34 protein-coding genes and 2 pseudogenes are annotated in these 22,131 nt (G+C 66.8%); 33 read left to right on the top strand and 3 right to left on the bottom strand.

Annotated elements, in window-relative coordinates; genetic code table 11:
- The 31 genes and pseudogenes from tuf to rplQ all read left to right on the top strand — a co-directional run.
- Positions 1 to 135: pseudogene (tuf, locus tag K8625_RS21610) on the top strand (elongation factor Tu); the annotation flags it as partial.
- Positions 136 to 336: 201 nt separating this feature from the next.
- Complete coding sequence (gene rpsJ, locus K8625_RS21605; protein WP_002633608.1) at positions 337 to 645, top strand: 30S ribosomal protein S10; 309 nt, start codon at positions 337 to 339, stop codon at positions 643 to 645.
- A gap of 53 nt (positions 646 to 698) precedes the next feature.
- Complete coding sequence (rplD, locus tag K8625_RS21600) at positions 699 to 1,322, top strand: 50S ribosomal protein L4 (RefSeq protein WP_046714303.1); 624 nt, start codon at positions 699 to 701, stop codon at positions 1,320 to 1,322.
- Positions 1,319 to 1,612 (top strand): 50S ribosomal protein L23, encoded by a 294-nt coding sequence (locus K8625_RS21595; protein ID WP_141327458.1) that lies wholly within the window; start codon positions 1,319 to 1,321, stop codon positions 1,610 to 1,612. The genes rplD and K8625_RS21595 overlap by 4 nt, the downstream gene beginning before the upstream one ends.
- A gap of 35 nt (positions 1,613 to 1,647) precedes the next feature.
- A complete protein-coding gene (rplB, locus tag K8625_RS21590; RefSeq protein WP_046714301.1) occupies positions 1,648 to 2,493 on the top strand; it encodes a 50S ribosomal protein L2 in 846 nt (281 codons plus the stop codon).
- A 15-nt stretch (positions 2,494 to 2,508) separates the two neighbouring features.
- On the top strand, positions 2,509 to 2,796 hold the full coding sequence (gene rpsS, locus K8625_RS21585; protein WP_046714300.1) for a 30S ribosomal protein S19: 288 nt from the start codon (positions 2,509 to 2,511) through the stop codon (positions 2,794 to 2,796).
- 35 nt (positions 2,797 to 2,831) lie between these two features.
- Entirely contained in the window at positions 2,832 to 3,176 is a 345-nt protein-coding gene (gene rplV, locus K8625_RS21580; RefSeq protein ID WP_141327456.1) for a 50S ribosomal protein L22, read from the top strand.
- Positions 3,177 to 3,216: 40 nt separating this feature from the next.
- Positions 3,217 to 3,879 (top strand): 30S ribosomal protein S3, encoded by a 663-nt coding sequence (gene rpsC / locus K8625_RS21575; protein ID WP_002633602.1) that lies wholly within the window; start codon positions 3,217 to 3,219, stop codon positions 3,877 to 3,879.
- A gap of 66 nt (positions 3,880 to 3,945) precedes the next feature.
- Positions 3,946 to 4,365: a 50S ribosomal protein L16 gene (gene rplP / locus K8625_RS21570; RefSeq protein WP_046714299.1), complete on the top strand. Its 420-nt coding sequence runs from the start codon at positions 3,946 to 3,948 to the stop codon at positions 4,363 to 4,365.
- Between the two features lie 43 nt (positions 4,366 to 4,408).
- Positions 4,409 to 4,624 carry a 50S ribosomal protein L29 gene (gene rpmC / locus K8625_RS21565; protein WP_174816815.1) on the top strand — a complete coding sequence of 72 codons (216 nt, stop codon included), beginning with the start codon at positions 4,409 to 4,411 and terminating at the stop codon, positions 4,622 to 4,624.
- Positions 4,625 to 4,717: 93 nt separating this feature from the next.
- Entirely contained in the window at positions 4,718 to 5,044 is a 327-nt protein-coding gene (gene rpsQ / locus K8625_RS21560) for a 30S ribosomal protein S17 (protein ID WP_194869291.1), read from the top strand.
- A 66-nt stretch (positions 5,045 to 5,110) separates the two neighbouring features.
- A complete protein-coding gene (gene rplN, locus K8625_RS21555) occupies positions 5,111 to 5,479 on the top strand; it encodes a 50S ribosomal protein L14 (protein WP_046714296.1) in 369 nt (122 codons plus the stop codon).
- A 49-nt stretch (positions 5,480 to 5,528) separates the two neighbouring features.
- Positions 5,529 to 5,858 (top strand): 50S ribosomal protein L24, encoded by a 330-nt coding sequence (gene rplX, locus K8625_RS21550; RefSeq protein WP_141327454.1) that lies wholly within the window; start codon positions 5,529 to 5,531, stop codon positions 5,856 to 5,858.
- A 302-nt stretch (positions 5,859 to 6,160) separates the two neighbouring features.
- The gene (rplE, locus tag K8625_RS21545) at positions 6,161 to 6,691 is read left to right on the top strand and encodes a 50S ribosomal protein L5 (protein WP_174816817.1); all 531 of its coding nucleotides are present in this window, start codon (positions 6,161 to 6,163) and stop codon (positions 6,689 to 6,691) included.
- A 27-nt stretch (positions 6,692 to 6,718) separates the two neighbouring features.
- A complete protein-coding gene (locus K8625_RS21540) occupies positions 6,719 to 6,904 on the top strand; it encodes a type Z 30S ribosomal protein S14 (protein ID WP_015350175.1) in 186 nt (61 codons plus the stop codon).
- Positions 6,905 to 7,097: 193 nt separating this feature from the next.
- Positions 7,098 to 7,502, top strand: coding sequence for a 30S ribosomal protein S8 (gene rpsH, locus K8625_RS21535; protein WP_223747254.1), 405 nt, complete (start codon positions 7,098 to 7,100; stop codon positions 7,500 to 7,502).
- 64 nt (positions 7,503 to 7,566) lie between these two features.
- The gene (gene rplF / locus K8625_RS21530) at positions 7,567 to 8,133 is read left to right on the top strand and encodes a 50S ribosomal protein L6 (RefSeq protein WP_223747255.1); all 567 of its coding nucleotides are present in this window, start codon (positions 7,567 to 7,569) and stop codon (positions 8,131 to 8,133) included.
- Between the two features lie 108 nt (positions 8,134 to 8,241).
- Positions 8,242 to 8,598 (top strand): 50S ribosomal protein L18, encoded by a 357-nt coding sequence (gene rplR / locus K8625_RS21525; RefSeq protein ID WP_046714291.1) that lies wholly within the window; start codon positions 8,242 to 8,244, stop codon positions 8,596 to 8,598.
- Between the two features lie 19 nt (positions 8,599 to 8,617).
- A complete protein-coding gene (gene rpsE, locus K8625_RS21520) occupies positions 8,618 to 9,139 on the top strand; it encodes a 30S ribosomal protein S5 (protein ID WP_046714290.1) in 522 nt (173 codons plus the stop codon).
- A gap of 2 nt (positions 9,140 to 9,141) precedes the next feature.
- Positions 9,142 to 9,402 carry a 50S ribosomal protein L30 gene (rpmD, locus tag K8625_RS21515; RefSeq protein WP_223747256.1) on the top strand — a complete coding sequence of 87 codons (261 nt, stop codon included), beginning with the start codon at positions 9,142 to 9,144 and terminating at the stop codon, positions 9,400 to 9,402.
- A 20-nt stretch (positions 9,403 to 9,422) separates the two neighbouring features.
- Positions 9,423 to 9,950, top strand: a complete 528-nt coding sequence (gene rplO / locus K8625_RS21510) for a 50S ribosomal protein L15 (RefSeq protein ID WP_046714288.1) — start codon at positions 9,423 to 9,425, stop codon at positions 9,948 to 9,950.
- A gap of 134 nt (positions 9,951 to 10,084) precedes the next feature.
- Positions 10,085 to 11,431 (top strand): preprotein translocase subunit SecY, encoded by a 1,347-nt coding sequence (gene secY, locus K8625_RS21505; protein ID WP_046718097.1) that lies wholly within the window; start codon positions 10,085 to 10,087, stop codon positions 11,429 to 11,431.
- 162 nt (positions 11,432 to 11,593) lie between these two features.
- Positions 11,594 to 12,247 carry an adenylate kinase gene (locus K8625_RS21500; RefSeq protein ID WP_074951662.1) on the top strand — a complete coding sequence of 218 codons (654 nt, stop codon included), beginning with the start codon at positions 11,594 to 11,596 and terminating at the stop codon, positions 12,245 to 12,247.
- 97 nt (positions 12,248 to 12,344) lie between these two features.
- Positions 12,345 to 13,105 (top strand): annotated as a pseudogene (gene map, locus K8625_RS21495) (type I methionyl aminopeptidase).
- A gap of 151 nt (positions 13,106 to 13,256) precedes the next feature.
- Positions 13,257 to 13,475 (top strand): translation initiation factor IF-1, encoded by a 219-nt coding sequence (gene infA / locus K8625_RS21490; protein WP_046714285.1) that lies wholly within the window; start codon positions 13,257 to 13,259, stop codon positions 13,473 to 13,475.
- Positions 13,476 to 13,551: 76 nt separating this feature from the next.
- Entirely contained in the window at positions 13,552 to 13,671 is a 120-nt protein-coding gene (rpmJ, locus tag K8625_RS21485; protein WP_074951669.1) for a 50S ribosomal protein L36, read from the top strand.
- Between the two features lie 51 nt (positions 13,672 to 13,722).
- Positions 13,723 to 14,106: a 30S ribosomal protein S13 gene (rpsM, locus tag K8625_RS21480; RefSeq protein WP_141327449.1), complete on the top strand. Its 384-nt coding sequence runs from the start codon at positions 13,723 to 13,725 to the stop codon at positions 14,104 to 14,106.
- A gap of 60 nt (positions 14,107 to 14,166) precedes the next feature.
- Positions 14,167 to 14,607, top strand: a complete 441-nt coding sequence (rpsK, locus tag K8625_RS21475; protein ID WP_141327448.1) for a 30S ribosomal protein S11 — start codon at positions 14,167 to 14,169, stop codon at positions 14,605 to 14,607.
- Positions 14,608 to 14,679: 72 nt separating this feature from the next.
- Positions 14,680 to 15,306 (top strand): 30S ribosomal protein S4, encoded by a 627-nt coding sequence (gene rpsD, locus K8625_RS21470; protein ID WP_015350163.1) that lies wholly within the window; start codon positions 14,680 to 14,682, stop codon positions 15,304 to 15,306.
- Positions 15,307 to 15,466: 160 nt separating this feature from the next.
- Entirely contained in the window at positions 15,467 to 16,489 is a 1,023-nt protein-coding gene (locus tag K8625_RS21465) for a DNA-directed RNA polymerase subunit alpha (protein ID WP_141327447.1), read from the top strand.
- A 191-nt stretch (positions 16,490 to 16,680) separates the two neighbouring features.
- Positions 16,681 to 17,100 (top strand): 50S ribosomal protein L17, encoded by a 420-nt coding sequence (gene rplQ, locus K8625_RS21460; protein WP_046714281.1) that lies wholly within the window; start codon positions 16,681 to 16,683, stop codon positions 17,098 to 17,100.
- A gap of 92 nt (positions 17,101 to 17,192) precedes the next feature.
- Here rplQ and K8625_RS21455 read toward each other — a convergent pair whose 3' ends face one another.
- The 3 genes from K8625_RS21455 to K8625_RS21445 are packed head-to-tail and all read right to left on the bottom strand — an operon-like array spanning position 17,193 to position 20,077.
- On the bottom strand, positions 17,193 to 17,852 hold the full coding sequence (locus K8625_RS21455; protein ID WP_223747258.1) for a hypothetical protein: 660 nt from the start codon (positions 17,850 to 17,852) through the stop codon (positions 17,193 to 17,195).
- 37 nt (positions 17,853 to 17,889) lie between these two features.
- Positions 17,890 to 19,272, bottom strand: a complete 1,383-nt coding sequence (locus tag K8625_RS21450) for a lipopolysaccharide assembly protein LapB (RefSeq protein WP_223747476.1) — start codon at positions 19,270 to 19,272, stop codon at positions 17,890 to 17,892.
- Positions 19,273 to 19,288: 16 nt separating this feature from the next.
- Positions 19,289 to 20,077, bottom strand: coding sequence for a 1-acyl-sn-glycerol-3-phosphate acyltransferase (locus tag K8625_RS21445; protein WP_223747259.1), 789 nt, complete (start codon positions 20,075 to 20,077; stop codon positions 19,289 to 19,291).
- A 237-nt stretch (positions 20,078 to 20,314) separates the two neighbouring features.
- On the opposite strand from K8625_RS21445, the gene K8625_RS21440 reads away from it, so the two are divergent.
- Together K8625_RS21440 and K8625_RS21435 are read left to right on the top strand one after the other, a co-directional pair.
- Entirely contained in the window at positions 20,315 to 20,929 is a 615-nt protein-coding gene (locus K8625_RS21440) for a deoxynucleoside kinase (RefSeq protein WP_046714277.1), read from the top strand.
- Positions 20,929 to 22,101 (top strand): DUF2314 domain-containing protein, encoded by a 1,173-nt coding sequence (locus K8625_RS21435; protein ID WP_223747260.1) that lies wholly within the window; start codon positions 20,929 to 20,931, stop codon positions 22,099 to 22,101. Before K8625_RS21440 ends, K8625_RS21435 begins: the two co-directional genes overlap by 1 nt.
- The last annotated feature ends 30 nt before the right edge of the window (positions 22,102 to 22,131 follow it).

Genomic DNA, 22,131 nt, shown 5'->3' with positions numbered 1-22,131 from the left:
GTGATGCCGGGCGACAACATCGCGATCGAGGTGGAGCTGATCACCCCTGTCGCGATGGAGAAGGAGCTGCGCTTCGCCGTTCGCGAGGGTGGCCGCACGGTGGGCGCCGGCGTCGTGGCGGAAGTGATCGAGTAGCAGACCTCCTCCCGGCTCCCCGGAGCTCCCTTCCGGGGAATTTCCAGGGAGCCGGAGGAAATCCAGTTGCATACACTGGGGCGGGATGGTAATCACCGCGCCCCTTCGTTCTGAAGAAACGGCTCTGTGACAACCAGGGGACGTCGGTCGTAGCGCCTTCCGGGGCGTTGGCACAAAGTTCGTTCTAAGAGGTTCTTGCGAATGGCGACACAGAAGATCCGCATCCGGCTGAAGGCATACGACTCGAAGCTCCTGGACCAGAGCGCGGGTGAGATCGTCGAGACGGCTAAGCGCACTGGCGCGAAGGTGGCCGGTCCGATCCCCCTTCCTACGCGCATCAACAAGTTCACCGTGCTGCGTTCCCCGCACGTGGACAAGAAGAGCCGCGAGCAGTTCGAGATCCGCACCCACAAGCGCCTGCTCGACATTCTCGAGCCTACGCAGCAGACGCTGGATGCGCTCATGAAGCTGGATCTGTCGGCCGGCGTTGACGTCGAGATCAAGTCCTAGGAAGCGGGTGGGCGTCTGAGTGGTTTCACTCCGACCCCCGCGAGGAAAGTGCCATGGCGAAGTTTGACGTTGTCGACCTGGATTTGAAGAAGGTGTCGGAGATCGAGCTCTCCGACGACATCTTCGGCGCTGAGCCGAACACGCACCTCTTTTACGAGGTCGCGAAGATGCAGCAGATCAACCGGCGCCGCGGCACGGTGGGGGTGAAGAACACCTCGCTGGTCAGCGGCGGCGGCAAGAAGCCCTGGAAGCAGAAGGGCACCGGCCGCGCCCGCCAGGGTTCCATCCGCGCTTCCCACTGGGTGGGCGGCGGCAAGGCGATGGCTCCCAAGGCTCGCGACTACTTCTACCGCCCGCCCCGCAAGGTGCGCCGCGGTGCGCTCAAGTCCGCGCTGTCCCTGCGCGCCAAGGAGAAGACGCTCATCATCCTGAGCGGGTTCTCCCTGGACGCCCCCAAGAGCAAGCAGGCCTTCGAGGTGCTGACCAAGCGCCTGAAGCTGCAGAACGCCCTGGTGGTGGACGAGAAGGGCAACACCAACCTGCACCGCAGCGTGCGGAACCTGGCCAAGTTCGACGTGCTTCCTCCCGAGGGTGTCAACCTCGAGATGGTGCTGAAGCACTCGCACCTGGTCCTGACCTCCGCGGCCGCGAAGACCCTCGAGGGGGCGCTGTCATGAAGATCCACGACGTCATCAAGGGCCCGCTCATCACGGAGAAGCTGGACAAGGCCCGCGAGAAGCTGCGTCAGTACTCGTTCATCGTTGACCTCAAGGCCACCAAGCACGACGTGGCCAACGCGGTGTCGACGCTGTTCAAGGTCACCGTCGAGGACGTGAACACCAACATCGTCCGCGGCAAGATCAAGCGCGTGGGTCGGAGCATCGGCAAGCGGCCCAACTTCAAGAAGGCGGTCGTCACCCTCAAGGAAGGCGACTCGATCGAACTCTTCGAGGGAGGGGCGGCCTGACGCTACGGCGTTGAGGTCAGCCTGAGGAACACACCATGGGCATCAAGAAGTACAAGCCGACAAGCGCCGCCCGCCGTCTGATGACGGTGTCCGATTTCGCGGACATCACCAAGGACGCGCCCGAGAAGAAGCTGACCGAGCCGCTGAAGCGCTCGGGTGGCCGCAACGTTCACGGCCACATCACCCGCCGTCACCAGGGTGGTGGTCACAAGCGCCGCTACCGCGTCATCGACTTCAAGCGTCGTGACAAGGACGGCGTGCCGGCCAAGGTCACCGCGGTGGAGTACGACCCGAACCGCACCGCCAACATCGCCCTGCTGACGTACGCGGACGGTGAGAAGCGCTACATCCTGGCCCCCGTGGGCCTGAATGTGGGCGACACGGTGTTCGCCGGCGAGAACGCGGACATCCGTCCGGGCAACTCCCTGCCGCTGCAGAACATCCCGGTGGGTACCGTCATCCACAACGTGGAGCTGAAGCCGGGCCGTGGCGCCCAGGTCATCCGCTCCGCCGGCACGTCCGGACAGCTGATGGCGAAGGAGGGCCGCTACGCGCAGGTGCGCATGCCTTCCGGGACCGTCCGCATGGTCCTCATCGAGTGCCGCGCCACCGTGGGCCAGGTGGGCAACATCGAGCACGAGATCATCCGCGTCGGCAAGGCGGGTAAGAGCCGGTGGCTGGGCATCCGCCCGACGGTTCGTGGTCTCGCGATGAACCCCGTGGACCACCCGCACGGTGGTGGTGAGGGTAAGTCCGGTCAGGGTAACCCGCACCCGGTGTCGCCGTGGGGCAAGAAGACCAAGGGTCTCACCACGCGCACCAACAAGCGTACTGACAAGTTCATCGTGAGCGGCCGCCGCCAGGGCGCGCGCAGCCAGTAAGAGGATTCGCAAGCCATGGCTCGTTCGATCAAGAAGGGTCCGTTCGTCGACGACTTCCTCGTCAAGAAGATCGAGGACATGATCAAGACGAACAAGAAGACTGTCGTGAAGACGTGGTCCCGCCGCTCCACCATTCTGCCGGAGTTCGTGGGTCACACCTTCGCGGTGCACAACGGGAAGAAGTTCATCCCGGTGTTCGTCACGGAGAACATGGTGGGCCACAAGCTCGGCGAGTTCGCCCCGACGCGTACGTTCGGCGGTCACTCGGCGGAGAAGAAGGTCGCCAAGGCCCCGGGCAAGTAGCCTGGCGCATTGCCTGAGAGCCTGAGGAGATGACCATGGAGTCGACTGCACATCTGCGTTTCCTGCGCATGAGCCCCCGCAAGCTGTCCACCGTTGCGGCGCTCGTCCGGGGCAAGCCCGTTGAGGCGGCCCTCAACATCCTGAAGTTCACCCCGCGCGCCGCGGCCCTGCCGGTGGAGAAGCTCATCAAGAGCGCCGTGGCCAACGCGACCGACAAGTCCAAGGGACAGGTCGACGTGGACACGCTCTACGTCAAGACCATCTCGGTGGACCAGGGTCCCACCCAGCGCCGGTTCATGCCGCGCGCCATGGGCCGGGCCACCCCCATCAAGAAGAAGACCGCCCACGTCCACGTGGTGCTGGCCGAGGCCAAGAAGTAGGACCCGTCGGGCCCTGCCCGGACGTTCAAGGAGATTCACGTTGGGACAGAAAGTTCATCCGATCGGGTTCCGGCTTGGCGTCATCAAGACCTGGGACTCCAAGTGGTTCGAGCACAAGAACTACGCGCAGTGGCTCCATGAAGACATCCGCATCCGCGAGTTCGTGAAGAAGTCGCTGAACCACGCGGGCGTGTCCAAGGTGGAGATCGAGCGCGCCGCCAACAAGGTGAAGGTCAACGTCCACACCGCGCGTCCGGGCATCGTCATCGGCAAGCGCGGCGCGGGCATCGAGACGGTGAAGAAGGACCTCCAGCAGTTCACGAAGAACGAGGTCTTCCTCAACATCGTCGAGGTCCGCAAGGCGGAGACCGACGCGCAGCTGGTGGCGGAGAACATCGCCACGCAGCTCGAGCGCCGCATCGCCTTCCGCCGCGCCATGAAGAAGGCGCTGCAGACGGCCATGAAGTTCGGGGCGAAGGGCATCCGCGTGGCCTGCTCGGGTCGCCTGGGTGGCGCCGAGATGGCTCGCTACGAGTGGTACCGCGAGGGCCGCGTGCCCCTGCACACCCTCCGCGCGGACATCGACTACGGCTTCGCCGAGGCCAAGACGACCTACGGCAAGATCGGCTGCAAGGTCTGGGTCTGCAAGGGCGAGGTTCTCCCGGGCAAGGGCGGCCAGGCCCCCATGCCCTCCAACCGGTAATTGCCCTCCCGCGCCGGGTGTCTCCGCGAGGAGGCGCCCGGGGCAGGGTAGGGAAGGACAGCGACGATGCTTCAGCCTGCACGTACGAAGTACCGCAAGATGCACAAGGGCCGCATGCCGGGCGCCGCTCACCGTGGCAGCGACCTGACCTACGGCGAGTTCGGTCTGATGAGCCTTCAGCCGGGCTGGATCACCTCCCGGCAGATCGAGGCGGCCCGTATCGCGATGACCCGCCACGTGAAGCGCGGCGGCAAGATCTGGATCCGAATCTTCCCGGACAAGCCCATCACCAAGAAGCCCGCCGAGACCCGAATGGGTACCGGTAAGGGTGGCGTGGAGTACTACGTCGCGGTGGTGAAGCCCGGCCGCATCCTCTACGAGATGGAGGGCATGACGACCGAGGTGGCCACCGGGGCGCTGAAGCTGGCGCAGGCGAAGCTGCCCGTGCTCACGAAGATCGTGAAGCGCGCGGACCTGAGCCTCTAGGCACCGCGGCGGGAGCCGTCCTCTGGGTGGCTCCCGCACGCATGTGGAGATTGCAATGGCGACTGCGAAGGAACTGAGGGAGCTGTCGGCGGACGACCTGCAGCGGCGGGCGACGGAACTGCGTGAGACGCTGTTCCAGGACCAGCTCAAGCGGCGGACCGGTTCGCTGGACAACCCGGCGGAGCGGACCGGGCACCGGCGTGACCTGGCCCGTGTCCTGGCCGTGCTGACCGAGAAGAAGAAGGCGGCGAAGGCGTAACGCCTTCACCCGCGAATCCTCCAAGCGCGCTCGCCACAGGTCGGGTGCGCAAGGCCATCCGGGACGTGAGAGCGCCCGGGTGCATGAGAGACAGTGAGAGAGAAGATGGCTGAGACGACCGAAGCGCCCAAGGCAGAGACCTCCACCCGCGGCCGTCCCAAGACGCGCGTGGGAATCGTCACCTCCAACAAGATGCAGAAGACGGTGGTGGTCACCGTCCAGCGCCGCGCTCCCCACCCGAAGTACGGGAAGATCATGAGCCTGCGCGAGAAGTACAAGGCCCACGTGGAGGACCACGACTACCCGAAGAAGGTCACCATCAACGAGGGTGACCGGGTCCGGATCGCCGAGACCAAGCCCGCTTCGAAGGACAAGCGTTGGCGCGTGGTCGAGGTGCTGGAGAAGAGCAAGAACGTCTAGCACGCACCTCCACATGCGCGGCCGAGAGGCTGCGCGGTGGAGACACCGGCGATAGGAGATTCCCAGATGATTCAGATGACGAGCGTGCTCGACGTGGCGGACAACTCGGGCGCGAAGAAGGTGTTCTGCATCAAGGTGCTCGGCGGTTCGAAGCGCAAGTACGCGTCCATCGGCGACGTCATCGTCGTGTCGATCCGCGAGGCGCTGCCCAACTCGAAGGTGAAGAAGGGTGACGTGGCCAAGGCCGTCATCGTCCGCACCAAGCGCGAGGTGGGTCGTCCCGACGGCAGCTTCATCAAGTTCGACGGCAACTCCGCGGTCCTCATCAACAAGGACATGGAGCCCATTGGTACGCGTATCTTCGGGCCGGTCGCCCGTGAGCTCCGCGCCCGCAAGTTCATGAAGATCATCTCGCTGGCGCCCGAAGTCCTCTGAAGAGGACCCACCAGGCCGGACGGCGAGCAGCCAGAGAGACGAGGAAGCCATGCAGAAGATGAAGGTGGGAGACACGGTCCAGGTCATGGCCGGGGCCGAGGCCTCCGAGAAGACCCCTGCGACGAAGCGCGGCAAGGTGCTGAAGATCGACCAGGAGGCCGGCCGGGTGACTGTGGAGGGCCTGCGCCTGGTCAAGCGGCACCTGAAGAAGACGCCGCAGAACCCCGAGGGTGGCATTGTCGAGAAGCCCGGCACCATCGCCCTGGCGAATGTCCAGGTCGTTTGCGTGAAGTGCGACAAGCCGACCCGCGTGGGCATCAAGACGGACGGTGAGAAGCGCCAGCGGTTCTGCAAGAACTGCGACGCGCTGATTGACTAGGAGTCCCTGTTGGGGCATGTATGCGCGCCCTTCTGTCCGCCCTGGTAGGCGGGTAGGGGGGCGTGCAGGCAACGAGGGCCTGGGTAGTCCACGGGGCCCTCGCGGTGTTTTCAGTTTCCAGGTGAAGGACTGATCGGACGCGCTGGGTCACGACGGCGCCCGAAGCAGAGGATACGACGATGGCTGACGAGAAGAAGCCGGACCAGAAGGAAAAGAAGGCGAAGCGGGGCAAGAAGGAAGAGGCCAAGAAGGTTGGCTTCGCGGCGAACATCGAGGAAGGCCTCGAGAGCAAGCCGGCCCGCATGAAGGAGCGCTTCCGCAAGGAAGGGGTGCCCGCCCTGATGAAGGAGCTGGGCCTCAAGAACCCGATGGAGGTTCCGCGTCTCCAGAAGATCGTCGTCAACATGGGTCTGGGCGAGGCGCTCGCCAACAACAAGATCCTGGAGTCCGCGGTGGACCAGCTCGCGGCGATCACGGGTCAGAAGCCCATCGTGACGCGCGCCCGCAAGAGCATCGCGAACTTCAAGCTGCGCCAGGGCCAGGCCATCGGTGCCGCCGTCACCCTGCGTGGCGCCCGCATGTACGAGTTCATGGACCGCCTCATCACGGTGGCGCTGCCGCGCGTGCGTGACTTCAAGGGCGTGTCCCCGAAGGCCTTCGACGGGAAGGGCAACTACACGCTCGGCGTGCGCGAGCAGATCATCTTCCCCGAAATCAACTACGACCAGATCGAGAAGGTGAAGGGGCTCAACATCAGCTTCGTCACCACTGCCCGGAACGACGAGCAGGGGTTGGCGCTGATGCGTCACTTCGGCATGCCCTTCCGCCAGTAAGCCCTCGAGCCAAGGACCTCAAAGACAATGGCCAAGCTCTCCAAGATTGCCCAGGCGAAGCGCAAGCCGAAGTTCGCCGTGCGCCAGTACAACCGCTGCCCGCTGTGCGGCCGGCCGCGCGCGTTCCTGCGCAAGTTCAAGATGTGCCGCATCTGCCTGCGCAACCGTGCGCTGCGCGGTGAGATCACCGGCGTGACCAAGTCGTCCTGGTGAGTCGGTAGGGCAGGGTGCCAAAGGGGCCTTGACGGTCCCGTTGGCGCCCTGGACGCGCTTCGGAAGGAGCGTGTCCACGAGCAGTTTCAACCCAGGTAGTTGCGCTCGGCGCGAACCCCCGGGATGGGCCCGGCAGGCGCGACGAACGCGAACACGAAGCACCCGGACAGGGTGCTCGTTCGGAAGGTAGCCCATGCCGGTCAATGATCCCGTTGGCGACATGCTGACCCGCCTGCGCAATGCGTCGCGCGCGCGTCACGACAAGGTCGTCATTCCCCACTCGAAGCTCAAGCTCGAGGTCATCAAGGTCCTCAAGGACGAGGGCTACATCGGGGAGTACGTCGTCCACACGCAGGACGGCTCGCCCCAGAGCGAGATCAGCGTTCAGCTCAAGTACGGGCCGGACCGCGCTCCCGCCATCACCGGCATCCGCCGCGTGTCCAAGCCGGGCCTGCGCCGCTACGTCGGCGTGAACGACATCCCGCAGGTGCTGGGAGGCATGGGTATCTCCATCCTCTCCACGTCCCGCGGCATCCTGGTGGACTCCGAGGCCCGCAAGCAGAAGGCGGGCGGCGAGCTGCTCTGCACCGTCTACTAGCCAGCGGCCTGGTGGCCGCGCCTCGTGAGAGTGCGCGCCCCGGGCATACAGGACCGAGGCAACCATGAGTCGGATTGGAAAACTGGCGATCAAGCTCGGCGACAAGACGAAGGCCGTCGTCGCCGGCCAGCAGGTGAACTTCGAGGGCCCCAAGGGCAAGCTGTCCGTGAAGCTGCCCGGCAAGGTCAAGGTGGAGATCAAGGACGGTCAGGTGACCGTGCAGCGCGCGGATGATTCGCGCGAGGCGCGCAGCCTGCACGGCCTGACGCGCACCATCCTCGCCAACGCCGCGAAGGGCGTGTCCACGGGCTTCGAGAAGAAGCTGGACATCCGCGGCGTCGGTTTCCGCGCCGAGGTGAAGGGCAAGGCCATCCACTTCGCGCTGGGCTACTCCCACCCCGTCGTCTTCGACCTCCCCGAGGGCGTGACGGCGGAAGTGGACAAGACGGCCCGCACCGAGGACAGCCTCCCTACCGTGGGGCTGACGCTGCGTTCGGCGGACAAGGAAGTGCTCGGCGCGACGGCGGTGAACATCCGCTCGCTGCGCCCGCCCGAGCCGTACAAGGGCAAGGGCATCAAGTACTCCGAGGAGCGCATCCGCCGTAAGGAGGGCAAGACCGGAACGACGTAATCGTTCCGTCTGTCCTGAGTGTTCCCAATCCCGCCGGGCCCATGGGGTCTGGCGGCATCATCCGGCGGCGGAAGACCGCATCGCCGCCGGAAGGACAAGGAAGCAGCCATGCCGACGAAGATCGATCCCCGTATCAAGAGGAAGAACCGCATCCGCAAGAAGCTCTCGGGTACCACCGAGCGGCCGCGGCTTACCGTCTACAAGAGCCTCAAGCACATCTACGCGCAGGTGGTGGACGACACCACGGGCAAGACCCTCGCGTACGCCTCGTCGCTGTCCAAGGAGCTGAAGGGCCAGGACGAAGGCGACAAGAAGGCGGACGCGAAGCGGGTGGGTGCCCTCATCGCGCAGCGGTGCAAGGCTGCCAACGTCGAGGCGGTGGTGTTCGACCGCAACGGCTTCCCCTATCACGGGCGCATCGCCGCCGTGGCTGACGCCGCGCGCGAGGCCGGGCTGAAGTTCTAGCTTTCGAAAGGATTTCCAAGTGGCAACTCCGATCAATCCGAACGATCTGGACCTCACCGACCGCGTGGTGAACATCAACCGCGTCGCCAAGGTGGTGAAGGGCGGCCGGCGGTTCTCGTTCGCCGCCCTCGTGGTGGTGGGTGACGGCGCCGGACACGTGGGCGTCGGCCTGGGCAAGGCCAACGAGGTTCCCGAGGCCATCCGCAAGGGTGGCGAGAACGCGAAGAAGAACCTGTTCCGCGTTCCGCTGATGGGTCACACGATTCCGCACGAGGTGCTCGGGCACTTCGGCGCCGGCTGGGTGCTGCTGAAGCCGGCCAGCGAAGGTACGGGCGTCATCGCGGGTGGCGCGGTGCGCGCGGTGCTGGAGGCGGCGGGCATCCGCAACATCCTGACGAAGAGCCAGGGTTCGCGGAATCCGCACAACGTGCTGAAGGCCACGGTCGCGGGTCTGAAGCTGCTGCGCAGCGCGGCGCAGGTGTCGCGCCTCCGCGGCAAGGACGTCGAGTCGGCGAAGCTCGCCGGGGAGCAGAGGGGCTAGTCATGGCGCTCAAGGTGAAGCTGACGAAGAGCTACGCGGGCGCTTCCGAGGACATGCTGGCCACCATCCGTGGCCTGGGTCTGAAGAAGTTCGGTGATGAGCGCCTGCTGAAGGACACGCCGGCCATCCGCGGGATGGTGTTCAAGGTGAAGCACCTGGTCTCCTCGGAGACGGTGTCCACCGAGGCGCCGGCGCCCAAGCGCCGCAAGCCGCGCAAGATCGCCCTGCGGGACCGCGCGCGCGCCTACCAGGCCAAGGCCTGAGCACGAGAGGACCTAAGACAATGAGCACTCTGCACGGTTTGAAGCGCCCCTCGCGCTCGTGGCACCGCAAGAAGCGCGTGGGCCGCGGTCAGGGTTCCGGCCTGGGCAAGACGGCCGGCCGCGGTGGCAAGGGCCAGAAGGCCCGCACCGGTAACATGCGGTTCGAAGGCTTCGAGGGTGGCCAGAGCCCCCTGCAGCGCCGCCTGCCGAAGTTCGGCTTCAACTCCCCCAACCGCACGGTGTACGCGGTGGTGAACCTGTCGGATGTGGACACCCACTTCGACGCCGGTTCCACGGTGGATGAGGCCTCGCTGAAGAAGGCGGGTCTGGTGAAGGGCCGCTACGACGGCGTGAAGCTGCTGGGTCGGGGCGCGCTGACGAAGAAGGTGACCATCCGGGTGCACAAGGCCTCCGAGACCGCCAAGTCGGCGGTCGAGAAGGCGGGTGGCGCGGTGGACGTCCTTCCCCTGATGGCCCACAAGCCCGAGGCGGCCGCCAAGGCGCACGCTGGCAAGGGCGTCAAGGCCCCTCGGCAGCCGAAGGCCTGAGCATGTCCGACGCGCATCACTTGTCGGTGGTGCGCGTCATTTCGCTTGTGTAGGCTTCTGCGCCCCTTTCCCATCCGTGGAACAGGGGCGTTTTGTCGTCCTGGCAGAACCCTCACGAAGAGGATGGCTACCCCGTGGCTCTCAATGCCTTCGCCAACGTCTTCCGCATCGCGGAGCTGCGCAGCCGGCTCGCGTACACGCTAGCCCTGCTGGCCGTCTACCGCATCGGCATCTTCATCAACACGCCCGGCGTGGACCGGGCCGCGATGAACGCCTTCATGGACGCCCAGAAGCAATCGGGCGGTCTGGTCTCGCTGTTCAACCTCTTCTCCGGCGGCGCGCTGGAACAGATGTCCATCTTCGGATTGGGCATCATGCCCTACGTCAGCGCCTCCATCATCATGCAGCTCCTGGCGGTGGTCATCCCCAGCCTGGAGCGCCTGCAGAAGGAGGGGGCGGCGGGCCGGCAGAAGATCAACCAGTACACGCGCTACGGCACCATCGTCCTCTCCGTCATCCAGGGCATCGGCATCTCCCGCTGGCTGGCGTCGCTGGGGCGCTCGGACGCGGGGCAGAGCGGCTTCAACCAGGTGGTGGTGCCGGACGACAGCGTCTGGTTCACCTTCATGACGGTGGTCAGCCTGACGGCGGGCACGGCCTTCATCATGTGGCTGGGTGAGCGCATCACCGAGCGCGGCATCGGCAACGGCATCTCGCTCATCATCTTCGCGGGCATCGTGGCGGGTGTGCTCCCCGGCGCCAGCACGCTGCTGGACCTGACGCGGCAGGAGGTCATCGCGGTCGCCGAGGTCCTGGCGCTGCTGGTGTTCATGCTCCTCATCATCGCGGTGGTGGTCTACGTGGAGCGCGGCATGCGCCGCATCCCCATCCAGTACGCCAAGCGCATGGCGGGGCGGCGGATGTTCGCGGGCCAGGCCACGTACTTCCCGATGAAGGTCAACACGGCCGGCGTCATCCCGCCCATCTTCGCGGGCGCGGTGCTGTCGTTCCCGGCGACGCTGGGCACGTGGTTCCCGTTCCTCCAGGACGTGCAGCGGGCCATCGAAGGCAACCTGTGGATCTACAACGGGCTCTTCGTGCTGATGGTCATCTTCTTCGCCTACTTCTACACGGCGCTGACCTTCCGTCCGGATGACGTGGCGGACAACATCAAGAAGCAGGGCGGCTACATCCCGGGCATCCGCCCGGGCCGGCAGACGGCGGAGTTCATCGAGCGGGTGCTGAACCGGCTCACGTTCGGCGGCGCCATCTACCTGGCGGTCATCTGCGTGATTCCGTCGGTCATCAGCGGTCTGCTCAACGTGCGCTTCACGTTCGGCGGCACGGCGCTGTTGATCGTCGTGGGCGTGGCCCTGGACACGGTGCAGCAGATCGAGGGTCACCTCATCAGCCGCAACTACGAGGGCTTCGCGGGTCCGCGCGGCCCCCGCATCCGCGGCCGGGTGCGCGTGGCGGCCTGAGTCACGGCGACAACGTCACGGGCGCCTCTCCTCGTCGTGGGGAGGGGCGCCTCGTCGTTCCGGGGCGCAGTCATTCGAGTTATTCGGTGGTGCACATGGGGGGCGCGTGAAAGTTTCGTGGCTGACGACTTCCGTGCCTTCCTTGGGAGCTGAGAGGAGCACATGAACCTGATCCTGTTGGGACCGCCGAACGCGGGGAAGGGTACCCAGGCGAAGAAGCTCTTCGCCGACTTCCACATCCCGCAGATCTCCACCGGTGACATCCTCCGCAAGGCTGTGGCGGAGAAGACGGAGCTGGGGAAGGTCGCGGGGCCGCTGATGGCGGCGGGCCAGTACGTGCCGGACGAGGTCGTGATTGGAATCGTCGAGGAGCGCCTGAAGGAGGCGGATGTCGCTCAGGGCTTCGTCCTGGACGGTTTCCCTCGCACTCCGGGCCAGGCGGACGCGCTGGACAGGATGCTGGAGCGGCTGGGCAAGAAGCTCGACGCCGTCGTGTCGCTCGAGGTGCCGCACGAGACGCTGGTGAAGCGTGGCTCGGGACGGCGCGTGTGTCCGAAGGACGGCAGCGTCTACCACGTGGAGACGAGCCCGCCGAAGCGCACGGGCTTCTGCGACAAGTGTGGCGAGGGCCTGGTGCAGCGGCCGGACGACATGCCGGAGGTCATCGAGAAGCGCCTCCAGAAGTACGACGCCGAGACCAAGCCCCTGAAGAACTTCTACGAGAAGAAGGGCGTGCTCAAGAGCGTGGACGGCGTGGGCTCTCCGGAGGGCATCTACGAGGAGATCAAGGCCGCCGCGGGTCGGAGCAAGGCCTGATGGACGGACGGGCTGGCGAGCGGAGCTCGGGGGCTTGCGGTGCCTCGAGTCGCTGGCCACCCGTGTCCCGTGCAGGTGAGGTTGGCGCGGGACTCCGATGAGCCAGGTGGAGATCAAATCCCGGGAGGAGATTGCGCTCATGCGCGAGGCCGGCCGCATCGTGGCCGACGTCCTGGATGCGCTCGAGCAGGCCGTGGCGCCGGGCATCACCACCTGGGAGCTGGACGCGCTCGCGGAGAAGATGACCGCGGAGCGGGGCGCCAGGCCGGCCTTCAAGGGCTACCTCGGCTTCCCGTGTGTGCTCTGCGCCTCCATCAATGACGAGGTGGTGCACGGCATCCCCAGCCGGAAGCGGAAGCTGGTCGAAGGCGACCTGATGAAGCTCGACTTCGGGGTGTCGTACCGGGGGTGGTTCGGGGACTCGGCGCGGACGGTGCCGGTGGGGAAGGTGTCCCCGGAGGCGCGGTCCCTGGTGGAGACCACCCGGGAATCGCTCCAGAAGGCCATCCAGGCCATGAAGCCGGGCAACCGGCTGGGGGGGACATTGGCCATGCCGTCCAGCGGCACGTGGAGGCGCGGGGGTTCTCCGTGGTCCGGGATTTCACGGGCCACGGGATTGGCCGCAAGCTCCACGAGCACCCACACGTGCCCAACTACGGGCAGGCAGGGGCGGGGATGAAGCTGCGCGCGGGCATGGTGCTCGCGGTGGAGCCGATGGTGAACGCCGGGACCTCGGACATCGAGATCCTGGAAGACGACTGGACGGCGGTGACGGCGGACCGGAAGTTGTCCGCCCACTTCGAGCACACCATCCTCATCACGGATGGGGGGCCCGAGGTGCTCACCCGAGGGCGTTGAGGACGGCCGGGACTGCGGGTGAAATAGGTCCTTGTTACGGTGGGTTGGTAGGAATCCGAGTTTTGCTGCGCGGGACGCTTGCCACTTGCGGACCAAAGTGCTACTCCGCCGCGCTTCCAAGAGGTTCGTGGTCCGGGAAGAGGTTTGACGCTTGCCGAAGGATGATTCCATCGAAGTTGAGGGGACGGTGATGGAGCCCCTCCCCAACGCGATGTTCCGTGTGGAGCTGGACAACGGCCACAGGGTGCTCGCGCACATCTCGGGCAAGATGAGGATGCACTTCATCCGAATCCTTCCCGGTGACAAGGTGAAGGTCGAGCTGTCTCCGTACGACCTGACGCGTGGACGGATCACGTACCGGGCGAAGTAACGAAAAGGGCGGCCCGCCGATGTAGGGGTGGGTGGCCCGCTGGCTTTTCTCTGTTCGAAGGAAGGAAGTTCGCTCCATGAAGGTTCGGGCGTCCGTCAAGAAGATCTGCGACAAGTGCAAGGTTGTCCGCCGCAAGGGTATCGTGCGCGTGATTTGCGCCTCCAACCCCCGGCACAAGCAGCGCCAGGGCCGATAGCCGCAAGGCTGTTGGCTTCAGACCAACTCCACTCCAGAAGGAAGACCGAAGATGGCTCGTATCGCCGGCATCGACCTGCCGCCCAACAAGCGCGCCGTGATCTCGCTCCAGTACATCTACGGGATCGGCAACAAGTCCGCGCAAGACATCATCGCGGCGGCGGGTATCGACCCCACCACCCGGACCAAGGACCTCACCGAGGACCAGGCTCGAAAGATCCGCGAGATCATCGAGGCCAGCTACAAGGTCGAGGGTGACCTCCGGCGTGAAGTGACGATGAACATCAAGCGCCTGATGGACCTGGGCTGCTACCGGGGCCTGCGTCACCGCAAGGGTCTGCCCGTCCGCGGCCAGCGCACCCACACCAACGCGCGCACCCGCAAGGGTCCGAAGCGTGGCATCGTCCGGGCGAAGCCGGCGGCTCCGGCTCGGTAAACCGCAGCGCCGGCGCCATGAGGCGCTGGCGTCGATCACCTCTCAGGAGCAGCAACTCACATGGCTGACGAGACCAATACTTCGGCTGCGGCGCCCACGGGTGCCGAGGGCGAGGCCCCGGCCGCGAAGAAGTCCAAGCGCAAGGGCAAGAAGAGCATCCTCAACGGCGTGGTCCACATCCAGTCCACGTTCAACAACACCATCATCACGATCACGGACGTGTCCGGGAACGTGATCTCCTGGTCCTCGGCCGGGGCGCGTGGCTTCAAGGGAAGCCGCAAGTCCACCCCGTTCGCCGCCCAGGTGGCCGCCGGCGACGCCGCCGCGAAGGCGATGGAGCACGGTCTGAAGAACGTGTCCGTGTTCGTGAAGGGGCCGGGCGCGGGTCGTGAGTCGGCGCTGCGCGCGCTGGCCGCCGCTGGCCTGAAGATCAACCTCATCCGCGACGTGACGCCCATCCCGCACAACGGGTGCCGTCAGCCCAAGCGTCGTCGCGTCTAAACCCTTCGTCCGGGTCGCCCCGCGTGCTCACGCGCGCCGGGGCGGCTCCAGATCATCTCCAAGGACAAGACCATGGCCCGTTATACCGCGAGCGCTTGCCGTATCTGCCGGCGCGAAAACCTCAAGATGTACCTGAAGGGCGACCGCTGCTACACGGACAAGTGTGCCATCGAGCGCCGCCCGTATCCCCCCGGTCAGCACGGCCAGGGCCGCGTGAAGTTCTCTGGTTACGGCGTGCAGCTGCGCGAGAAGCAGAAGGTCAAGCGCATGTACGGCCTGCTGGAGAACCAGTTCCGCGGCTACTACCACCGCGCGTCCGCCGCCAAGGGCAAGACGGGTGAGAACCTCCTGCAGCAGCTGGAGCTCCGCCTGGACAACGTGGTGTTCCGCATGGGCTTCGCGGACACGCGCAACGAGGCGCGCCAGCTGGTGCGTCACGGTCACTTCCAGGTGAACGGCCGTAAGGTCAACATCCCCTCGTTCTCCATCAAGCCGGGCACGGCCGTCGAGGTGGTGGAGAAGAGCCGCAAGGTGCTCCGCATCTCCGAGGCGCTGGAGACGGTGGACCGCCGTGGCGTTCCGCAGTGGATCGACCTGGACAAGAAGGCGTTCAAGGGCACGGTTCGCACGGTCCCCAACCGCGAGGACCTGACCATGCCCATCCAGGAGCAGCTCATCGTCGAGCTGTACTCGAAGTAATCGTCCACGCCAGGCGCAATCTGGCGCCTGGAAGTGGAACCCAGCGCCCTGGCCGACGAGGCCGGGGCGTCGTGCTTTATCGCAGTCCCCTACGTGTCCATCCTCCCGCCGTGCTGGTGGGTAAGTCGGTGGTGGCGCACGTCTTCAGGAGCCGTACACCATGGCAGATACGTTCGTTGCGAAGAACTGGCGTGACCTCATCAAGCCGCGCCGGATGGAAGTGGACCAGGACAGCCTGACGCCCACCTACGGCAAGTTCGTCGCGGAGCCGCTCGAGCGCGGCTTTGGCACGACGCTGGGCAACTCGCTGCGCCGGGTGCTCCTGTCGTCGCTGCAGGGCGCGGCGATCACGTCCGTGAAGATCGAGGGCGTGGACCACGAGTTCACCACCATCCCCGAGGTGTCGGAGGACGTCACGGACGTCGTGCTGAACCTGAAGGAAGTCCTCCTTCGGATGCACACGAACGAGACGAAGACGCTGCGCATCGAGGCGGAGGGCCCCAAGGAGGTCAAGGCGGGTGACATCATCGCCGACGCCGACGTGGAGATCCTCAACCCGGGCCACCACATCTGCACCATCTCCGAGGGTGGCAAGCTCCGCATGGAGCTGACGTGCCGCCGGGGCCGTGGCTACGTGCCGGCCAACTCGAACAAGGTGGCGGGCTCGCCCATCGGCACCATCCCCATCGACTCGCTGTTCTCGCCCACGCGCAAGGTGAACTACCAGGTCACCAACGCCCGCGTCGGTCAGGTCACCGACTTCGACAAGCTGTCGCTCGAGGTCTGGACGGACGGCTCGGTGTCGCCGCAGGACGCGGTGGCGTACGCGGCGAAGATCATCAAGGAGCAGCTGACCGTCTTCGTGAACTTCGATGAGACCGAGGAGCCGGTCATCGCCGAGGCGCCGAAGGAGGAGGCGAAGCTCAACGAGAACCTGTTCCGCTCGGTGGACGAGCTGGAGCTGTCGGTTCGCTCGGCCAACTGCCTGCAGCAGGCGAACATCAAGACCATCGGCGACCTGGTGCAGCGCACCGAGGCCGAGATGCTCAAGACGAAGAACTTCGGCCGCAAGTCGCTCAAGGAGATCAAGGAGATCCTGGCGGAGATGGGCCTGTCGCTGGGCATGAAGCTGGAGAACTGGCCGCCGAAGCAGGCCCCGGCTCCCGCGGCGCCCAAGGCCTAGGTCTTTCGCGGTACGTGGTACTTTCCCCGCGCGCCCGCGACATGGCGGCAGGCGGCGCGCGGCGGGAAGGAGCCCGGTGAAGTCCTCCGGGTTCGACGAGCAGTGGTGGGCCTCGTGTCGGGTCCACCCTTCCCACCCGGTACCTGATACGGCCGGAGTGGTGGGTCCCCACGGGGGCCCGGAGCACGACGATGCGTCACAGGGTAGGACAGAGGAAGCTGCACCGCACCACGAGCCACCGGCTCGCGATGCTGAACAACATGGTCACCTCGCTGCTCGAGCACCAGGCCATCCGCACCACGCTTCCCAAGGCCAAGGAGGCCCGGAAGCTGGCGGAGCGCATCATCACGCTGGGTAAGCGTGGTGGGCTCTCCAACGTGCGCCTGGCGGCCCGGACCGTGAAGGACCGTGACGTGCTGAAGAAGGTCTTCAGCGAGTACAAGGACCGTTACGCCAACCGCCCCGGCGGCTACACCCGCATCGTTCGTCTCGGCTTCCGCCGGGGTGACGCCGCGGAGATGGCCCTGCTGGAGCTGGTGGATCGGCCCGAGAAGAAGGCCGCGCCCGCCGCCGAGGCTCCTGCGTCCACCGAGGAGACCAAGGCCGAGTAACGGCCGCCAGCCGCGCCCCTTCGCGAGGAGGGGCCGGTGGCAACGCGAGGGCGCTCTTCCCGCTGGGGAGGGCGCCCTTCGCTTTTGCGGGGCTACTTCTTGGGGCTCAGCAGGCGCTTCCACTCGTTGCGCAGGTCCTCGGTGAGGTTCGCGCTGTCGTCGTGGCTGCGCATCTCCAGCGTCTCGAAGCGCAGGTCCGCGGGGGCCGCGCCGCTGGTGCCCATGAGCTGCTTGGGGGTGATTGTCATGAACTCCCCCGCGCCCACGGACGCCACCGCCGCGCGGTACTGGCCGTTGACGATGAGGGTGACGTCCTTCCACTCCTCCTTGCTCTCGTTCCAGATGGTGATGGACGGGCGGTCCAGCTTGTCGCTGAGCACCAGGCGCGCGTCCATGTCACCCGTCTGCACGGAGCTGCCAGGGCAGGCGATGGCGAAGCTCGCCGCCGTCATCACCAGCCACCCGGCGACGATGGAGGCCTTGTACTTGAAGAACCTGTCGCGGTTGCTGAAGTCCGCCGCGAACTCCTTGAGGACGGAGAGCGCGTTGAGGGCCTGATTGGAGGCCTCGCCCGCGAGCCGCTTGCCCAACGGCCCATCCTGCTTCGACTTCTCCAGCGGCGCGGTGCGCGCGGCGGACATCACACGCATGCCGGGGCTCGTCGGCGTGCGCGGCATGCCCGGATTCGTCGGAGTGCGCGGCTGGGAGCCCGTGGGGGCGGCCGTGCTCGGAGACTTGCGACCTTCGCTCATCGGAACTCGAAGTGTAGAGGGCCGGGCCCGTCGGTGGCTACTGGCCCTTGAGGCTTTGCAGCGCGCGCGAAGCCATCGCGTTCTCCGGCTGCGCTTCCAGCACCTTGGAGAGCCAGCGCTCCGCCTCCTCGGCCGCCGCCTTGCGCACCTGCGGGCGCGTGGACTTCAGCGTCTGCTCGGTGAAGAGCAGCCCCAATCGCAGCGTGAACTCGACGTTCTCCGGGTCCTTTTCGACCACGTGGCGCAGCTCGCGCTCGGCGGCGGGGTAGTCCCCCTCGAGCTGGTACACGAGGGCGAGCTTGCCGCGCGCGGGGAGGGAGTCGGGCGTGAGCGACACCGCGACGGTGAACGCCTCGCGCGCCGCGGGCAAATCCCGCCGCTCCAGGTGCAGGTCTCCCAGGCGGAACCACGCCGCGTCCAGGAGAGGGTGCAGCGCGACGGCCTTCTCGAACGAGCCGCGCGCCGCGTCGGGGCGCTGGCGGGCCGCGTAGAGCTCGCCCAGGTACAGGTGGTTCTTCCCGTCGCGCGGGGCGCGCTCGATGGCCTGCTTGAACTCGTCCACCGCGCGGCCCGCGTCGTCCAGGCGCTGATAGGCCAGGCCCAGCAGCGAGTGGAGCACCGCCAGGTCCGGGTAGTCGTGCAGCACCTCCTCGAAGGCGAGGATGGCGTGCTGCGGGGCGTCCAGGTCGTTGAGGTAGCGCAGGCCCTCTTCCAGCTTGGCCTCGGCGGCCTTGGGGATGCCTCCGAAGGGGTCGCTGATCTGCTCCATCAGCGCGCGCGCCGTGGCCACGTCCGCGGCCGAGGGGCGGCCTCGCACCACGACGCCGAGCGCCTCCACCGCGCCCGGGGAGTCCCCGGTGCGATGCAGCGCCTTGGCCAGCGGCAGGCGCCACGCGGTGCGCTCCGGCGCGAGCAGGGCCGCGCGGCGCAGCGGCTCCACGGCGGCGGGGTACTGCTCGGACTCGAGGCGGGCGACGCCCAGGCGGTAGTGGTACTCGGCCGTGTCCGGGGCGAGGGCGATGGCGCGCTCGAAGGCGGCCACGGCGGGGGCGCCGGCGTCCCTCGCGCGGGAGAACAGGGCCAGGCCCAGCATGTACTGGTCCACGGCGCGCTCACCCGTGGCGATGCGCCCCTGCAGCTCCTGGATCCACGCGTCCGCGCGGCCCGCCTTCACCTGGGCTTCCGTCAACGTGCGCGCGACATCCAGGTCCTCGGGGGAGCGGGCATGCAGGTCCGCGAGAATCCCGAGGGCCTTCTGGGGCTGGTTCTCCTCCAGGTAGGCCCGCGCGCGGGAGCGCTCGTCGGTGGGGGCCTCGGCGCCCGTCTTCGTGGCGGAGGTGTGGCCGCAGCCAGCGGCGAGCAGTCCCAGACCCAGCACGGCGGCGCGAGCCCAGGGGCGGAAGCGGAAGGCGGGAGTCATCGTCACGGAGCGTGTCTCAGGGAATGAGGGAGGCGTGGGCGGAGCCGACGCCCTCGTGGCCGGCGGAGGCGATGGCGTCCTCGCGGTCGCCGCCCTTGCCGCCCATCGCCAGGTTGTCCGCGATGATGGCCTCGCGCACGGCCCGGGCCAGGCCCTCGCGATCATTCTCCGCGAAGCCCGTGGTGTCGATGGGCTTGCCCACCCTCACGCGGATGGGGCCGGGGGTGATGTTCCAGCTGTCCTTGGGCATGAGGTCCCCGGAGCCCTCGATGGTGACGGGGCAGATGGGGACGCGGGCCTTGAGCGCGAGCGCGAAGGGGCCCTTCTTGAAGGGCAGCACGCGGCCATCCGAGGAGCGGGTGCCCTCCGGGTACAGGAAGATGCTGGTGCCGCCGCGAATCTTCGCCGCGGCCGCCTCCAGGGAGCTGATGGCCTTGGCGCGGTTGGAGCGGTTGATGAAGACGTGGCCGCCCAGCGCCAGGTACCAGCCGATGAGCGGCACCCACTTGAGCTGATCCTTGGCCACGAAGCGGAAGGGCACCGGCACCGCCATGAAGTGGGCCGGGATGTCGATGGTGGACTGGTGGTTGCCCACGTAGATGGTGGGGCGCTTGGGGTCCACGTTCTCCTGGCCGGAGACCTCCAGCCTCGCGCCACCGGCCCACAGGAGCACCGGGGACCACAGCTCGCGGACGACCCACAGCGCGCTCGAGGAGCGCAGCGTGACGAGCATCGCGACGAGGGTCAGGGGAAAGCAGACGAGCGTCCAGACTCCAGCGGTCAACATGCAGAAAAGCTTGCGCATCCCTCGGCCCCCTCCTCGGGGCCGGCTCGACGCCCAGGCAGAGGCCTGGACCCGAGGGCAGTCCCGCCGCGAGATGTCCTGTCCCGAACGTCCAGACGGGCGGCCGCACCCTGGGTGGTGGCGGCTCCCGGGACGTGGCGGGACGGTGAGGGCGGGGGCATGCACTTCTTCTACCACGAGCCTTCCGTACCTTGTTGCTGGTGTGCTCCGCTCGCCGGGGTTACAAGCAGGGGTGGCTTGGCCAGGAAAAAGTTCATCGCCATCGCGGGCAACATCGGCGCCGGGAAGACGGAGCTCACGTCCTTCTTGTGCCGGAAGTACGGGCTGACTCCGTCCTTCGAGCCCAATGACCAGAACCCCTATCTCGCGGACTTCTACAAGGACATGAAGACGTGGGCGTTCCGCTCACAGCTCTTCTTCCTCACGCACAAGTTCCGCCTCCACCGGGAGTTGGAGCGCACCTCCGGTACCGTGTTGCAGGACCGCACCCTCTACGAGGACGCGGAGATCTTCGCGAAGAACCTCCACCGCCAGCGGCTCATCGACAAGCGGGACTGGAAGACGTACTGCGAGCTGTACGAGACCATCTCCGAGTCGCTGCGGCCCCCCGACTTGATGATCTACCTGCGCTGCCCGGTCCCGACGCTCAAGGCGCGCATCCGCCTGCGCGGCAGGTCCATGGAGAAGGACATCCCCACCCGCTACCTCCAGCGCCTCAATGCCCTGTATGAGGAATGGTTCGGTGCCTACCGGTTGTCTCCAGTGCTGGTGCTGGCCACCGACAAGCTCGACTACCTGACCAACCTGGTGGACCGCGTGGACCTCTTTCAGCAAATCGAGAAGCACCTGTGATGGAGGTCTACCTCCTGGCGACCGAGCAGGAAGGGCCCGTGCCGTTGGATGCCCTGCGGGCCTCGTTCGCGACCGATGAGGTGGAGTTCACCCCGGACGAGGATGCGCAGGGGTTCGTGCTCCGGGCGGACAGCTCGGAGGTGCGGGTCCGGCTGACCGTGGGCCCCCAGGAGCTGCCGAAGTTCAACAAGGCGGCCTACAGCGGCAGTCCGGAGGCCTTCGCCAGGCTGGGCAAGGCGCGCGCGTACTACCACCTGTCCCTGGAGCCCGGTGGGGCGCAGCCCACGCTGCCGGTGTTCGAGGCGCTCTGGGCGGTGCGCACGCTGCTGGAGCACGTGCCCGGCGTCCTGGTGGACCTGGCGGCCTACAAGCTGCACGAGCCCGAGGACGTGGTGGAGATCACCGAGCTGGACTTCGACATCCGGGACCACGTCCACCTGCACGCGGTGGAGGTGACCGAGGGTGACACCCCGCTGTGGGTGCACTCGCACGGGATGGAGAAGTTCGGGGCGAGGGATTTGGAGATCTTCCACCTGGCGGAGCAGGACCTGCTGCCGGCGGAGAGCTTCCTGCACGAGCTGTGCACGGACCTGGCCTTCGGGCAGGGGCCGGCCTTGCGCTCGCAGGTGGGCACCAGCGAGGGCCAGGCTTTCATGGTGGTGCCGTCGGAGGAGGCCCGGGCGAACCTGCTCGGCGTGCCGCTGGAGACCTTCGAGGGGCATGAGGGGCTGTTCCTCACGGTGGTGTCACCCCTGGGGCGGCACAACACGTCCCAGCTGTTGGCACCCTACCGGGAGCGCTTCTCGCAGGAGCCGGAGGAGCAGACGGAGTCCATGCGCCGCGAGGCCCAGGCGCTGCTGCCGGCGTTCCTGGCGCGCTTCCAGCGCCGGGGGCTGATGGAGCCGCTCACCTTCCTCGTGCGGGCGCCGTTCGACACCCACCCGGATGGGAACAAGGTGGTGGAGAACCTGTGGCTGGAGCTGATGGCCCGGGACGACGGCAGCCTCGTGGGCAAGCTGGTGGATGGCGCGGTGCACACCACGGAGTGGCGCAAGGGCGCCCACGTGGAGGTCGAAGAGACCCAGGTCAACGCGCTGGCGCTCAGCCGCGAGGGCCGGGCCCTGGACGAGTCCGAGATCCGGGCCCTGCTCAACGCGGAACGACCGATGTAGTGCGACGCGGCTCCGCTTGCCCGCGTCGTC

The sequence above is a fragment of the Myxococcus sp. AS-1-15 genome (genome assembly GCF_020037055.1).
Taxonomy (GTDB): Bacteria; Myxococcota; Myxococcia; order Myxococcales; family Myxococcaceae; genus Myxococcus; species Myxococcus fulvus.
The sequence above is the reverse complement of the archived record's forward strand: the minus strand, read 5'-3'. Positions and strand labels throughout refer to the sequence as shown.